Below are 15,722 nucleotides of genomic sequence, written 5' to 3'. Positions count from 1 at the left end.
GAAATACGCGAAACGGGGTAGTTCTATCTTTAAATTTAATTACGCAACAAAGCCTCTTCATCTCTCTACTTTTAAAACTCACCTTTCGAACTAAGCTATAGATAAGTGACGGAATACGGATGAGGTGCATATGGAGAGACAGGCTACTTTTATATCGTTAATACCCTCTTTGCCGTTAATCATAACTGCTGCTATTTACACTCCAGCGGCTTGGGCCAACAAAGATTACGGCCCCTTAATCAGTTATACCCAAGCACCACTGCAGTCGGTTCGCCTGACCCCGTCGCTCCGTTCAGGCTTCCCTCTTGAAGAGAATAAGGTTGAAGTATTTACAGCCTTAACTGCTGCGAGTATCTGGGCTAACTCCCACGACTATCACTTAGACTATTATCAAAACCAACTTCAAACAGGCCTGCGATGGCAATTGACTACAGCGTGGCAAGTAGAGCTCAATTACCGCTGGTTATACGCCGCCAATAATCATCTCGACAAAATCACCATTAACTTTCACGACCTATTTAGCATCGACCAAGCAGGTCGAGATCAGAAAGAGAGACACCAATTCGACATCTATGCACCAGACCATGGCGTCAATAATCGAGACTTCTCCGGCGACACATTGACTAGCGCTTTCACGCTCTACACCCAATATCAGATCATAGATATAGAAAACCATGGCTTATCTTTTGGCGTCTCCCTTTATCATAACAAAGTCAGCCACGGTGCATTTAAGGGAAACAGCACCGAACAAAGCGCTCAACTCAATTATGCATACCAACTCGACATCAATACCTTCTATACAAGCTTAGGATTAGCGAATCAGTCCAGTAGAGAAGTGGAGAATAGCTTTTCACATAAAAAAACGACATGGTCATGGATGGGAGGATATCAACTCACGCTATTTGAAAATCATGAGTTACACCTAGAATATCGTTGGTATGAAGGCGCAGAATACGGTGAAACTGAGTTTTCAGAAGCCGCGAATGAAATGATGTTTGGCTATCGCTATCTCATGCAACGCTCGGCAATTGAGATATCCATAATCGAGAACATTTTCAATATGGACAACTCCACCGATGTTGCTTTTCAATTGGCCTATCGGCACCAGTGGTAAACCCATTTCAGGACGGGGCAGATAGTAGAATCAAAAAAGCCGAATGGTTAAGTTCGGCTTGAAAAGTTGTATTGTCTCTATTAATTAATAGACAGAGCGACTGCTAACAGAGAGGGAACTACGCACTCATGATTCTTGATACAGCGTTGCGAATGTCTGAGTCGGCCGCATTAGCAGGTAAGCTGAATGAGATGTATTGGTCGCCGCGGAAGCTCATTGAGCGGTCGATTTCTGCTAGGCAGTGAACCATTGAACCTTCAACGATGAATGACAGCTCGATCTCTTTATTATTCATGAAGCCGCCGCTGCGAAACTCAATCTCTTGGTAACAGCCCGAACGAGAAGCAAAGCTGTTGCCTTTTAAGAAGCCCTTCTCTACGTCTGCTTTCACCATTGCCATGCCCGATGCTTCCACACCTTGGATAATTTTAGCGACTGTTGGCAGTGGATGAACGGAAATGAAATCACGGTCTTTAGGATCAATCGCGAAGCCGATATCTAGGTTGGTTTCAACCCACACATGGCATTGGTTCATTTGTGCGTTCAACGCGGTGACTGGCGTTTCATCATTTAACTTAAGACGGAATGGCACCAATTTGGTTTCACCTGGTTGGATCACGAAAGGCTCAACGGCTTGAATACGACCCAGTGAAAAGGTTTCGTAGCTGGTGCTATCTTCCGTTTCTACTTTTACTTCTGTGTTGAGAACCAAGTTGATTAGGTCGATTTGTTGCTCAACGTCACCACCAACAATGTGAACATTGCCAGACAACTCCCCACCTTGGAAAACTTCAATATTATCTAAGACAGTATCAACCTTTGCTGCACCGATGCCCAACGAGGCCTTTAATTTCTTAAACATATTATTTCCCTTTCTAATTATCTGATTTACGAATAGTTATTGCGTGACAATTTGCGACACTTGCCTCACAGAATCAAGCAATTTGCCCCATCTATGTTGAATAAGGTCACATTGCCCGAGGAAATGTTGAAATCGTGAAAAATTCCGTTACTCTATTTGTATAGTCAAATAAGGTTTCATTATGTCGAAAGCGCCGCTCTACCTTCAGATAAAACAGTTCATAGATGACAAGATCAGCAGTGGTCATTGGCCGGTGGGTTACCAAATCACCACAGAACTCGAACTTACCGAGCAGTTCAATGTGAGTCGAATGACGGTCAATAAAGCCATTCGAGATCTGGTGTCTGAAGGTAAGCTAATCAGGAAACCAAGGCTGGGTACTTTTGTTTGTGAACCAGACGAAAAAGCGCAATCTCCGTTGCTTGATATCAACAACATAGCGCAAGAGATCAAAGACCGAGGCCAAACGTATGCTAGTCAAGTTATCAAGCACGATAGTATCAAGGCTGATGAAAGCACCGCCACACGGTTAGGTGTAATGATCAATGCCGAAGTATTCTATAGTGAAATCATCCACTTTGCGGACAACGCGCCGATTCAATTGGAAGCGCGCTGGGTGAACTCTCAAGCCGCACCAAAATACCTAGAGCAAGACTTTTCAACCTCTACGCCCAACGAATACCTTTCAAAAAACTGCCCGTTGAGTGCTATAGAGCATACGGTTGAAGCCATTATTCCAGACTCTCAAATCAGAACGTCACTAAAGCTATCTGAATCAGAGCCTTGCCTTCTTTTGAATAGAAGAACATGGAGCAAAGAACGCCTCATCAGCTTTGCATTGCTCTACCATCCTGGCTCTAAGTACAAATTAAGCTCCAAGATACTTCTAGATTAAAGAACATCATCCTGATCGCCGATCACATTTTTGCAACATCAACTTGATTCGGGTCAGCGTTTAGCCTATTTATTTGTATATACATTTAATGTTTAGCAAAGATCTAGGTGATTATGAATTTGATCCTCAAAAACGCACGAGTGGTCTCGATGAGCTCGGGAGCTGACGGTTATCAACCTTCTTCCCCGCAAGATATCGTTATCGAGAACGGTAAGATCGTATTCCTGTCACACTCAAGCGATGAGTCACTTCATTGTGAAACGGCGAGTGCTAGCCGCTCTGTTGATCACATCATCTACGACTGCAAAAACAAGCTCGTCACACCAGGACTGATTGATTGCCACACTCATCTGGTGTTTGCAGGTAATCGTGCCAATGAATTTGAACAACGGTTAAATGGTGTCTCCTACACCGACATCGCCAAACAAGGCGGTGGTATTTTAGCGACGGTAACGGCGACACGAGCCGCACAAGAAGCCGAACTGGTTGAGATGGCGCTGCCTAGATTAGACGGCCTGCTAAGAAGTGGTGTCACCAGCGTTGAAGTAAAGTCTGGCTATGGTTTAACACTTGATGACGAGCTTAAGATGTTACGTGCTGCTAAAGCCTTAGAAAACCACCGTCGTATTAAAATCACCACCACACTCCTTGCAGCACATGCTGTACCACCAGAATATAAAGAACAGCCAGATCGTTACGTTGATCTGGTATGCCAAGAGATCATCCCTAAAGCCGCAGAGCAAGGACTAGCTGACACGGTCGACGTATTCTGCGAATCGATCGGCTTCAACCTAGAACAAACCGATCGTGTATTTGCGGCTGCTAAAGAACATGGGCTAGCGATCAAAGGCCACACAGAGCAGCTTTCTAACATGGGCGGCAGTGCGCTCGCAGCTAAATACGGTGCACTCTCTGTCGACCATGTTGAATACCTTGATGAAACAGGAGTAAAAGCACTGGCTAAATCAGGAACAGTCGCCACATTATTACCAGGTGCTTTCTACTTTTTGAAAGAGACACAGCAGCCGCCCATTGCCCTACTTCGTGAGCACAACATCCCAATGGCAATCGCGACCGACTTAAACCCCGGCACTTCTCCTTTTGCTGATTTAACACTGATGATGAACATGAGCTGCACCCTATTTGGCACAACCCCAGAAGAAGCATTACGTGGGGTAACTTGCCATGCAGCCGCTGCCATTGGCGAGTCGCAAAACAGAGGCAAAATTGAAGTAGGTTACTCTGCTGATTTGGCTATCTGGAATATCGAGCACCCTGCCGACTTAAGCTATCAAGTTGGTGTTCCTCACCTGGATAAGCGCATTGTTAATGGCGAGGTCTGTCATGACTCAATCTAAATCCAGCTGCACTAATACAGTATCCACCACTCACAACTTTGTGTGGACGGGGCGTAATGACCTTGAAGATGGCGAGCTCGGTACTCGTGTTCATCACATTACCACGCAAGTACAAAGTAATGTTTTAAATGAAGGGCTTACTGACAACGCTGTTGCCTTGGTTGGCTTTGCCAGCGATGCCGGTGTTGCAAGAAATAAAGGACGTGTTGGCGCAAAACAAGCACCTAATTTGATTCGCCAAGCGTTAGCTAATATGGCTTGGCACAGTGACGCATACATCGCGGATCTTGGTGATATCGAGTGCAATGATGGTCAATTGGAAGTCAGCCAAAAACAGTGTGCTTCTGTGATTGCCAATGCGCTATCAACCAACAAAGTGATTACCCTTGGCGGCGGTCACGAAGTCGCTTGGGCTTCTTTCCAAGGCCTAGCTGAGCATCTTCACAGAACTCAATCAGATCACAAACCTAAGATAGGTATCGTTAACTTTGATGCTCACTTTGATCTTCGTGAATTTGAAAGCGACATCGCTGACGTCAAACCAAGCTCAGGCACACCCTTTAATCAGATTAGCGAATACTGCCACACACATCAGTGGCCATTTCATTACGCGTGTCTCGGTGTAAGTGCCGCCAGCAATACCAAAGCACTTTTCAACAAAGCCGACCGACTTGGTGTGTGGTATGAACACGACCGCAACATGACCCAAGTGAACCAAGTCGCTCAACTGGTTAAGTTACAAAAATTCATCGCTGAGTGTGATTACCTCTATCTCACTATCGACCTTGACGTATTTCCAGCAGCGACAGCGCCGGGCGTCAGTGCACCAGCGGCAAGAGGCGTGAGCTATGAAGCACTCGCTCCTTTTCTAGAACAGATTTTCAAACACAGTGAAAAACTCATTATCGCGGACATTGCGGAATACAACCCAGACTACGACATCGATAGCCAAACGGCTCGATTGGCGGCTCGTTTGTGTTGGGACATTGCCAGTGCAATGGCAGGCGACTAATCCAGCTATAACTACAACTACAACGATATAACGTGAAACAGAAGGAATTCCAAAATGACGGAACACCACAACAGTGACCCTCGTCTCGACACGACTCGCGAAATTCGCGCACCTCATGGCACCACTTTGCGCGCTAAATCTTGGTTAACAGAAGCACCACTGCGTATGCTGATGAATAACCTAGACCCTGATGTGGCAGAACACCCACATGCACTGGTTGTGTATGGCGGTATTGGTCGCGCTGCGCGTGATTGGAAATGTTATGACAAGATTGTGGAAGTATTAGAGCGTTTAGAAGACGACCAAACGTTACTTGTTCAATCAGGTAAACCTGTAGGCGTGTTCCCGACTCATAAAAACGCACCTCGCGTACTAATTGCTAACTCGAACCTTGTTCCACACTGGGCGAACTGGGAACACTTCAACGAGCTCGATAAAGAAGGCTTGATGATGTACGGCCAAATGACCGCAGGTAGCTGGATCTACATAGGCTCACAAGGCATCGTTCAAGGTACTTATGAAACATTTGTCGCGATTGCCAAGAAGCACTTCCAAGGCGAAGCAAAAGGTAAATGGGTACTCACAGGTGGCCTTGGTGGCATGGGCGGTGCTCAACCTCTTGCTGCAACGATGGCTGGCTTCTCAATGATCGCCGTGGAGTGTGATGAATCACGAATCGACTACCGCTTACGTACTGGCTATGTAGACAAAAAAGCCACCAGCTTAGATGAAGCAATGGCAATGATTAAAGAGTCAGATACACCTATATCAGTTGGTTTATTAGGTAATGCCGCAGACGTATTCCCAGAGTTAGTTGAACGCAATATCACACCTGACGTGGTGACTGACCAAACATCTGCCCACGATCCTCTTAACGGCTACTTGCCGCAAGGTTGGACAATGGAGAAAGCCGCACAAGAGCGCACCATTGATGAAGCAAAAGTGGTGAAAGCCGCGAAACAATCGATGGCGATTCAAGTACAAGCGATGCTAGACCTGCAATACCGCGGCGCAGCGACCGTGGATTACGGTAATAACATTCGCCAAATGGCACTGGAAGAAGGCGTAGAAAACGCGTTTGATTTCCCAGGTTTCGTTCCGGCTTATATTCGACCTTTATTCTGCGAAGGTATTGGTCCTTTCCGTTGGGCTGCGTTGTCTGGTGACCCAGAAGACATCTACAAAACAGACCAAAAAGTAAAAGAACTGATTCCAGACAACCCACATCTGCATAACTGGCTAGATATGGCGCGTGAACGCATTCAGTTCCAAGGCCTACCAGCGCGTATCTGTTGGGTTGGATTGAAAGATCGTGAACGTTTAGGCCAAGCATTCAATGAAATGGTCAAAAATGGCGAACTGAAAGCACCGGTTGTTATCGGTCGTGACCACCTAGATTCAGGCTCAGTAGCAAGCCCGAACCGCGAAACAGAAGGCATGATGGATGGATCAGATGCAGTATCAGATTGGCCTCTATTGAATGCCCTTCTGAACACAGCTGGCGGCGCAACTTGGGTTTCTCTGCACCACGGTGGTGGCGTTGGTATGGGCTTCTCGCAACACTCAGGCATGGTGATTTGTTGTGACGGTAGTGAAGATGCATCACAGCGTATTGCTCGCGTACTTCATAATGACCCAGCAACCGGCGTTATGCGTCATGCAGATGCGGGTTACGATATTGCTAAGCAGTGTGCTAAAGAGCAGAAACTTGATTTACCTATGCTAAACGAAGAACTTCGTCGCCTTTAATGTCTGGAGAGAACATGTTGAACTTATTACTTAAACCAGGACTTCTTGGCCTATCTGAACTTCGTAAAATCAGCCGTAGCCCTGTGAACCTATCTCTGGATCCTGCAGCAATCCCTGATATTGAAGCAAGCATGCAGGTTGTCGAGCAAGTGATTGCTGAAGATCGTACTGTGTATGGCATCAATACGGGTTTTGGCTTGTTAGCAAATACCAAAATTGCGCCTGAAGATCTTGAAGTTCTACAGAAAAGCATCGTACTTTCTCACGCAGCGGGCATTGGCAAATTTATGTCTGATGAAACCGTGCGTTTGATGATGGTATTGAAGATTAACAGCTTGTCTCGCGGTTACTCGGGTATCCGCCTCAAAGTGATTAACGCTCTTATCGATCTTGTAAACGCACAGGTTTACCCATGTGTTCCACAAAAAGGATCAGTAGGTGCTTCAGGAGATCTTGCTCCCCTCGCCCACATGAGTACGGTACTGCTTGGTGAAGGCCAAGCACGTCACAACGGCAAGATCATCACCGGCTTAGAAGCAATGCAGATCGCAGGCTTAGAGCCAATCACACTTGCTCCGAAAGAAGGCTTAGCTCTGTTAAACGGCACACAAGCATCGACAGCATTTGCATTAGAAGGTCTGTTCGCAGCAGAAGACTTGTTCGCTTCTGCGACTGTGTGTGGTGCAATGTCTGTAGAAGCCGCACTGGGTAGTCGTCGCCCGTTTGACCCTCGAATTCATCGTGTTCGTGGTCATCGTGGTCAAATGGATGCCGCGCTTGCTTATCGCCATATGCTTGATCAAAAGAGTGAGATTGGTGAATCACACACTTGCTGTGAAAAGGTTCAAGACCCTTACTCGCTACGTTGTCAGCCTCAAGTTATGGGTGCCTGTTTACAGCAAATTCGTAATTCAGCAGAAACGTTAAACGTTGAAGCGAACTCGGTATCGGATAACCCACTGGTATTTGCTGAAGACGGCGACATTATTTCAGGTGGTAACTTCCACGCAGAACCTGTGGCAATGGCAGCGGATAATCTAGCACTTGCGATTGCAGAAATTGGTAGCCTTTCCGAACGAAGAATGGCACTGCTGATTGATAGCGCGCTAAGCAAGCTGCCACCTTTCTTGGTCGATAACGGCGGCGTGAACTCGGGCTTTATGATTGCTCAAGTAACGTCTGCTGCTCTGGCAAGCGAGAATAAAACACTGGCACACCCAGCTTCAGTAGACAGCCTTCCAACATCGGCAAACCAAGAAGATCATGTGTCTATGGCAACCTTTGCGGGTCGTCGACTGCGTGACATGGCAGAAAACACTCGTGGCATCTTGGCCGTTGAATACTTAGCAGCAGCACAAGGCTTGGATTTTAGAGCACCAAATCTCTCTTCTCCTCGAGTAGAAGAAGCAAAACAGATACTGCGCGAGAAAGTCAGCTTCTACGACAAAGACCGTTACTTCTCACCTGATATCGAGCAAGCAAATCTACTGCTCAAATTATCAGTGCATAACCATCTAATGCCAGAAGGCCTACTGTGTAGCTTCTAAGGTTTGGCGAAATAGCACGTCATATAAACAGGGGCTATTGATTAGCCCTTGTTGCATTGAATCCAAGCCCCTATTCCCCTCAAAATCGTCACATACCATCCAACGTATTTATCTAATTGACTGATATATAAGCAAAGTTAACTGGATAGACCATTAGATCGAAGTTAGTTAGCTATAATCCACCCCAGATTTGATGACTAATAGCGATACTATGTTTCTGACACCTTACTTTTCTACTAAAGACAATCAATTTCAATTCACTCGTGAACAAGCTAGCCACTTTGCTAAAAAAGTAGCTGCTGACTTCAACCCAATTCACGATGAAGACAACAAGCGCTTCTGCGTGCCTGGCGATCTTTTGTTTGCAGTTCTTCTGCAGAAAGAAGGCATCAGCCAAAAAATGCGTTTTGATTTTTCAGGTATGGTTGGTAACGGTATTGCGTTAAGCGTTGACAACAAGTGTGAAAAAGAGAGCTCACTTATCGATGCAAATGGTAAAGAGTACCTACACATGTCTTGTGAAGGTGAGAAGAGCCATGATCAAGCATTCATCGAGCACGTAGTAACAAACTACGTTAAGTTCTCTGGCATGAACTTCCCACACATCATGGTTCCTCTTATGGAAGAACAACAAATGATGATCAACTGCCAACGTCCTCTAGTGATTTACGAGAGCATGGAAGTTGAATTTACTCGCCTAGACCTGTCTCACCCAGAAGTTGAATTCTCTGGCGCGACTTTTGATGTTGAAGGAAAACGTGGCATCGTGACCCTGAACTTCGATTTCAAAGAAGACGGCGAAGTAGTAGGTAAAGGCGTGAAGCGTATGGTAGCAAGTGGCCTTAAGCCATACGACCAAGCTTCTGTAGACGACCTAGTAAACCGCTTCAACGAACGCAAAGAGATGTTTCTAGCTCAGTTCACAGCAGCTGCTTAATCAGCTCTAGAACAAGATCAATAAAGCCCAGCTTGATAATCTCAAGCTGGGCTTTTTTATTTCGATTACTAAGCCAGCACTCAAATCATCACTAAATCCAGCGTCTAACCTTTTGTTTGTAATCAACATATTCTGCGCCGAATAATTGTTCTAGTGCTCGCTCTTCGGGTTTGATTTGGAAGTAATTCATGTAGATTACGAAGCCAAAGCTAAGTAGTACACTGAAGATATTCTGGAAGAAGTAGCCAAAGCAAAATAGCAGGATGAACAACCCTAAGTACATTGGGTTTCGCGTGTAGCCAAAAATTCCACTGTCCACGACGGCTGAAGCGGTTTCTACTTTGATCGGGTTAACGGTGGTTTTCTGTTTTCGAAATTCCAATATGCCGGATATTCCGATCACACCACTCAATGTGACTCCGATTCCTAACACAATCATTCCATAAGGCAATGCCAGTGTCCCTTGGCTCAACTGTTGAGCGCAGAAGTATGATGCTACGAATACAATAATGAACAGTGCAACTGGTGGTACTTTTAATTCTAGAAATTTCATACTTTTCCTTATTAACATTCCTTTGTTAGTTTAGAAAAAAGCCCAGCAATTGCTGGGCTAAATGTATTAGAGAATTTTTGCTAGCGCCTGTAATGGGTGAGCAAGCTTCTCACCTTCAAAACGCTTCACTTGGCTGCGGCAAGAATAGCCCGTCACCAAGCAACGATCTTTTGGTAAGTCCTGCATTTGAGGCTTCCAGCTTAAACCATATATGTCTTTCGACATTTGTAGCTTATCGACTTCGTGGCCGAAAGTTCCCGCCATACCACAACAGCCGACAGGAACGCTGGTTAACGCCGCCCCAAAGTGTTTGAAGATAGTACCCCACTCTTTTTCAGCGTTCGGCATTTTGGTTTTCTCAGCACAGTGAGCAAACAAGTACCACATATCTTCACTTGCTGAGCGTGCTTCGAACTCACCTAGCGATGGCATTAACCATTCATGCACAGTAAGTACATCAAAGTCGCCGCGCTTGTCACCTAAGATCTCGACGTATTCATCGCGGTAACAAAGCACAAGAGCAGGATCAACACCGACCAAAGGAATTCCGATATCCGCCACCATCGACAAGAAATCCGAAGTCGATTTCGCCTCACGTGCAAAACGATTTAAGAAGCCCTTGATGTGCAACGCTTTACCATTCGGCTTGAACGGCAGCAGTACCGGAGTTTTGCCAAGTTTTTGAGCCAGAGTGACGAAGTCTTCAATCACCTCGGCATCATAGAAGCTGGTAAACGGGTCTTGAACGATCAGCACATGCTGTTTCTTCTGTTCAGAAGACAAGCCTTCTAAATACTGTAAATCGAAGAGTTGCAGCTCTTTACTCGCTAGACGATTTTTGAGCGTAGGCACCGACATCAATGGTGCATCAACATAACCGACCGTTTTAGCTGTTGCCGTTTGGATCCACTTTTGACCCAATGCAGCGTTGACTACTTTTGGCGCTTTCGCCATCAGCGGCAGCATGGTTTCAATGTTGGCAACTAGATAATCTTTTGCAGGGCGCTGGTAACGCGAGTAGTAGATGTTCAAGAATCGAGAACGGAAACTTGGTACATCGACTTTGATCGGACATTGACTCGCACACGCTTTACACGCCAAACAACCGTTCATCGCCTCATGAACTTCATGCGAGAAATCGTACTCATGGCGTTTGTTCATCGTATTGCGAACACGCTCAATCATAGTCTTAACGGGTGTGTTGTCTTTCAACGCTTCTTGCTCAAGGTCGAGAATATCAACGCCTTGTTCAGTCAGTTGACGCAACCACTCTCTTACCAAGCCTGCGCGGCCTTTGGGTGAGTGACGTCGGTCAGCCGTAACTTTCATTGAAGGACACATTGGCGAGCTAGTATCGTAGTTGAAACACAAGCCGTTACCGTTACATTCCATTGCTTGCTTGAAGCTGTCACGAACTTGTACGTCGATCTGACGGTCGTAGAAACCACGCTTGGTATCGGTGACTTTCACCAATTCAGCGTCACTTTCTAAAGGCGTACAGATCTTGCCTGGGTTCATCTTGTTGTGCGGGTCGAATGCTGCTTTAATACGTCTTAATTCGGTAAACAGCTCTTCACCAAAGAAGTCTGGGCCATACTCAGAACGGAAACCTTTACCGTGCTCGCCCCACATTAAACCGCCGTATTTCGCCACCAGCTTAACCACTTCATCAGAGACTTCATGCATCAATGCTTCTTGCATCGGGTCACACAGATCCAATGCTGGACGAACGTGTAATACGCCCGCGTCAACGTGACCAAACATGCCGTAATTCAACTCTTTTGAATCGAGTAACACTCTAAATTCAGAGATGAAATCCGCGAGGTTTTCTGGTGGTACACAAGTATCTTCAGCAAAAGCGACTGGCTTAGCTCGGCCTTTCGCCGCACCTAGCAGACCCACTGCTTTCTTACGCATGTTGTAGATTCGGCCAATGCTCGCCAAATCGCTACAAACTTGAAAACCAATCACGCCGGCTTCTTCGCTTTCAACCATGGTTTCAAGGCGTGCAGTCAGCGCTTGAACTTGCTGTTCAACTTCCGCTTCATCTTGGCCTGCAAACTCAACCATGTTGATGCCAAGCATCTCTTTGTTCGGAACATCAGTCAGCAAATCGCTCACGGTGTGCCAAACGATGTCTTGCTTCGCTAGGTTCAATACTCTTGAATCTACCGTTTCAACAGACAGTGCTTTCGCTTCCACCATGAACGGCGCATTACGCAGCGCAGAATCAAACGTGTTGTATTTCACGTTAACCAGTGTGCGCGCTTTTGGAATCTTGGTTAGGTTTAACTTTGCTTCCGTGATGAATGCTAAAGAACCTTCAGCGCCACATAGAACGCGAGTTAGGTCAAAGCTGTCATCTTGTTCGTTGATTGCATTCTTTAGGTCATAGCCTGTTAAGAAGCGATTCAGCGGAGGGAATTTATCTAAGATTTGAGCGCGTTTGTCTCGACAAACCGCCTCTGTCACCGCAAGTGCATGGTGAGCGAATTCACCCTCTACAGGTAAGCCGTGTGATAAATCAGATTCTAGACATGAACCATCTGCGAACACCGCTTGCAGCGACAATACATGGTCAGACGTTTTGCCGTACTTCAATGACCCTTGGCCCGAAGCATCGGTATTGATCATGCCACCCAAGGTTGCTCGGTTACTGGTAGAAAGGTCTGGAGAGAAAAAGTAACCATAAGGGCGAACAGCGTCGTTCAATTGATCTTTAACGACACCAGACTGAACTCTTACCCAGCCCTCTTTCTCGTTAATCTCAAGAACCTTATTCATGTATCGCGACAGGTCAACCACGACACCTTTTGTTAAAGATTGTCCGTTGGTTCCGGTACCGCCGCCACGAGGGGAAAAAGTCACGCGTTCGTAAGCGGATTTAGAAACCACTTTACCGATAAGCACAACGTCTTGCGTTGTTTTAGGAAGGATGACCGCCTGCGGCAATTGCTGATAGACACTGTTATCAGTCGCGACCGCCAAACGGCTAGAATATTGAGATTCAATGTCGCCAGTAAAGCCCGCTGTTTTTAGTTCATCTAAAAAGCGTACAACAACTGGATCGACATCAGCATTGAGTTGAAGTCTTGGTAACATTTGCTTCCTGCCCCTACTTCGCTGATCCTATCAGCATTGGGTTATCTGAGATTTTTAATAATTTTCTTTGAATTTCGTCACTTTACTACTATTAAGATCATATAAAAAGGTGATCAAATCAGAATCTCAGTGCAAGAATGGAGAAATAGTCACTTTCGTCTTAATTCAGTAACAAAATATTGAATAACATTTTGTTTAAGACATCTCCACGAGCACATCACAATGAAAAAAAATAAAACAGTCACCACTGAAGATATTCTTCTTAAGCTATGCCAATCAGTCTCAAGCGTACTTACATCAGCAACGGCTTCTCAGGTGTCCTATTCAGCCATGGTTCAAAAGATCAATAAGACAAGCCTAAAGCCAGATTTTGGCTGCTTCGTTCTATTTGACGGAGGCTTTTCTGGTCTTGTTGTTATCAATTTTACGTCGAAAGCCGCATTAGAGATCTACACCAATTACATGCGTAACATGGGCATGCCGGAAAATGAACTGGCTGTGCTGCATACATCTGATGAAGTGGGTGACGTACTAGGTGAATTAATGAACCAGCTAGTTGGTGACTTCACTAATAAGATCCGCAAAGAGCTGCAAACCAACATCACTCAAAACCAACCGAAGATGCTGGCACTGAACAAGCAAGTAAACCTTTCTGTTGATACTAACCTTGATCGCCCACAGGCTCGTCGTGTGACCTTCTCAACTGAAAACAATAATATCTTCTACCTTGAGCTGGCTATGGACAAAACAGAGTTCATCCAACTAGAAGAATTTGAGATTGCAGAAGACGAGTGTCCAGACAGCATTCTTGAAGCAACTCAGAAAAAGATGCAGGAAGGTAATAAGCCAACACAAAGCTCAGGCAATGATTCAGCAGCCGATCTGCTTGATGAACTGGGTATCTAGTTTGCGAATGCTCTAGTCATTACCAAAAACCCTGTCACTAACGCCATCTATCTTCTTGATGGCGTTTTTGTTTATGCTCCAAAGTCCGTTTTGCTTAATTAATTGTTACGAACCCAACTCGCCCACTGAGTGAGTTTTGCTTTCTGTTACCCGCCAAAACATGTAAAATGTCGGACTTTTCAAAATTTGCGGTAATGATTAAGTAGTCGATGGATAAGAAAAAAGCCCTAAAGAAAATAGCTAAGTGTCTTGAGCTTGGTAATTCTGCTAACGTCAACGAAGCTGCCAATGCAATCAAAATGGCGCATAACTTGATGCTGAAATATGGTCTCGAAAAAGACGATATTGAATTTATCAAAATGGGCAAGACTCAATCCACGCACCTATTACCCGCAAATATCAGCTCAACACTGCTGCGTGTTATTCGTGGTATCAACACTAAATTTGGCGTAGAAGCTGTACTGCTGAACCATAAAGGCCTCAAGCGTGTAGAGTTCATCGGTGAAGCCGATCGTGCGATCTTCGCAGCGTTCGCTTTCGATATCATTTATCGTGAACTGAATGAACACACCGGCCAATTCAGAAATAGCTTTGCTGGCTCTGGCACAGGGTCCTTAGAAGTGACACGCCGCGTGAACTCGTTTGTTTCAGGCTGGGTTGAAGGTGCGCTTGAAAAGCTACCAACCATTACTCCCGACGACGAATCAAACAACAAGATCAATAACTACATTGATAAAGAATTCAAAAATATCGACCGTGAAACGTTCAAGCAGCAACTGAGAGAAGCGATGAAAAACCTCACCGCCGATTATGAAGTTGGTTTGAAGAAAGGTCGTAAATTGTCTGTTAATCGACCAGTTGGCGGTACCCAGGCAGCTAAAAAGATAACTAAATCATAGAGCCACTTTACATTGCTTCGACGTATTGATAAAAACCATCAATAAGATTTACAGGACTATGTTTGTCACTCGGATTCATTCGTTTGACAGAAGTACATGATGGAGAAATACGTTAAAAAAATCACACTAGCCCTAGCGCTTACTATCGCTTTAACGGGTTGTCAGGCAACTCAACGCCAAAACGCGACAACTGGCGAATCTGAGACTAACTCTGCAACTCAAGGCGCTCTAATTGGTGCACTCGCTGGTGCCGTTGCTGGTGCTGCAACTGGTGACTCTAAAGACCGTGGTAAACGTGCACTTATTGGTGCTGCCGGTGGCGCCGCTGTTGGTGGTGGTATTGGTTACTACTTTGACCGACAAGAAGCTGCCCTTCGTGAAGAGCTAATGAATTCAGGCGTTCAAGTTGAACGTGTCGGTGAGAACCAACTTCTACTTCGCCTAGAAAACGGCATCGGTTTTGATTCTGGCTCTTACGCTTTGGAATCAAGCATTCACAATACCCTTCGCAGCGTTGCTCGCATCCTAGTTGAATACCCAGACACTAGCCTAGTGATTGAAGGTCACACTGACAGCGAATCGACGAACCAAATCCTTTCTGAGCGTCGAGCTGAATCTGTTCGTGCATTCTTGATCTCTCAAGACGTTGCTGCAGGTCGTGCTATTGCTCGTGGTAACGGTGAGCGCTACCCTCTATGTGACAATAACACCTCTCAAGGTCGTGCTTGTAACCGTCGCGTAGAAATTCAAATCTTGCCGCTTAAGTAGCACGATTAAAGCCCAGTCCA

General features: G+C 45.6%; 13 protein-coding genes. 10 read left to right on the top strand and 3 right to left on the bottom strand.

Annotation, left to right across the window (positions count from 1 at the left end; translation table 11 throughout):
• Positions 1-130: 130 nt before the first annotated feature.
• Positions 131-1,114, top strand: coding sequence for a DUF3187 family protein (locus AB6E78_RS17470; RefSeq protein WP_372134002.1), 984 nt, complete (start codon positions 131-133; stop codon positions 1,112-1,114).
• Between the two features lie 118 nt (positions 1,115-1,232).
• On the opposite strand, the gene AB6E78_RS17465 is transcribed toward AB6E78_RS17470, so the two are convergent.
• Positions 1,233-1,976 carry a sporulation protein gene (locus AB6E78_RS17465; RefSeq protein ID WP_016789246.1) on the bottom strand — a complete coding sequence of 248 codons (744 nt, stop codon included), beginning with the start codon at positions 1,974-1,976 and terminating at the stop codon, positions 1,233-1,235.
• A gap of 181 nt (positions 1,977-2,157) precedes the next feature.
• On the opposite strand from AB6E78_RS17465, the gene hutC reads away from it, so the two are divergent.
• From hutC to AB6E78_RS17435, 6 genes are all read left to right on the top strand, one after another.
• Positions 2,158-2,871 (top strand): histidine utilization repressor, encoded by a 714-nt coding sequence (gene hutC, locus AB6E78_RS17460; protein WP_372134001.1) that lies wholly within the window; start codon positions 2,158-2,160, stop codon positions 2,869-2,871.
• Positions 2,872-2,984: 113 nt separating this feature from the next.
• A complete protein-coding gene (gene hutI / locus AB6E78_RS17455; protein ID WP_372134000.1) occupies positions 2,985-4,229 on the top strand; it encodes an imidazolonepropionase in 1,245 nt (414 codons plus the stop codon).
• Entirely contained in the window at positions 4,216-5,241 is a 1,026-nt protein-coding gene (gene hutG, locus AB6E78_RS17450) for a formimidoylglutamase (protein ID WP_372133999.1), read from the top strand. Before hutI ends, hutG begins: the two co-directional genes overlap by 14 nt.
• A gap of 54 nt (positions 5,242-5,295) precedes the next feature.
• Entirely contained in the window at positions 5,296-6,990 is a 1,695-nt protein-coding gene (gene hutU, locus AB6E78_RS17445; protein WP_050635100.1) for a urocanate hydratase, read from the top strand.
• Between the two features lie 14 nt (positions 6,991-7,004).
• A complete protein-coding gene (gene hutH / locus AB6E78_RS17440) occupies positions 7,005-8,537 on the top strand; it encodes a histidine ammonia-lyase (protein WP_017067090.1) in 1,533 nt (510 codons plus the stop codon).
• A gap of 211 nt (positions 8,538-8,748) precedes the next feature.
• Positions 8,749-9,474 carry a DUF3581 domain-containing protein gene (locus AB6E78_RS17435; RefSeq protein ID WP_017070238.1) on the top strand — a complete coding sequence of 242 codons (726 nt, stop codon included), beginning with the start codon at positions 8,749-8,751 and terminating at the stop codon, positions 9,472-9,474.
• 91 nt (positions 9,475-9,565) lie between these two features.
• On the opposite strand, the gene AB6E78_RS17430 is transcribed toward AB6E78_RS17435, so the two are convergent.
• The gene (locus tag AB6E78_RS17430) at positions 9,566-10,027 is read right to left on the bottom strand and encodes an isoprenylcysteine carboxylmethyltransferase family protein (RefSeq protein ID WP_017066183.1); all 462 of its coding nucleotides are present in this window, start codon (positions 10,025-10,027) and stop codon (positions 9,566-9,568) included.
• A gap of 66 nt (positions 10,028-10,093) precedes the next feature.
• Positions 10,094-13,129 carry an FAD-binding and (Fe-S)-binding domain-containing protein gene (locus tag AB6E78_RS17425; RefSeq protein ID WP_102320504.1) on the bottom strand — a complete coding sequence of 1,012 codons (3,036 nt, stop codon included), beginning with the start codon at positions 13,127-13,129 and terminating at the stop codon, positions 10,094-10,096.
• A gap of 222 nt (positions 13,130-13,351) precedes the next feature.
• On the opposite strand from AB6E78_RS17425, the gene AB6E78_RS17420 reads away from it, so the two are divergent.
• The 3 genes from AB6E78_RS17420 (at position 13,352) to AB6E78_RS17410 (ending at position 15,702) form a co-directional block, all read left to right on the top strand.
• The gene (locus AB6E78_RS17420; RefSeq protein WP_008223007.1) at positions 13,352-14,035 is read left to right on the top strand and encodes a DUF3334 family protein; all 684 of its coding nucleotides are present in this window, start codon (positions 13,352-13,354) and stop codon (positions 14,033-14,035) included.
• A 209-nt stretch (positions 14,036-14,244) separates the two neighbouring features.
• Positions 14,245-14,934 (top strand): DUF2786 domain-containing protein, encoded by a 690-nt coding sequence (locus tag AB6E78_RS17415; RefSeq protein WP_372133998.1) that lies wholly within the window; start codon positions 14,245-14,247, stop codon positions 14,932-14,934.
• A 99-nt stretch (positions 14,935-15,033) separates the two neighbouring features.
• Positions 15,034-15,702: an OmpA family protein gene (locus AB6E78_RS17410; protein ID WP_372134003.1), complete on the top strand. Its 669-nt coding sequence runs from the start codon at positions 15,034-15,036 to the stop codon at positions 15,700-15,702.
• Positions 15,703-15,722: the final 20 nt, after the last annotated feature.

It is taken from the genome of Vibrio sp. 10N.247.310.98 (assembly GCF_041467395.1).
GTDB lineage: Bacteria > Pseudomonadota > Gammaproteobacteria > Enterobacterales > Vibrionaceae > Vibrio > Vibrio crassostreae_C.
This window is presented reverse-complemented; position numbering and strand designations above follow the sequence as displayed.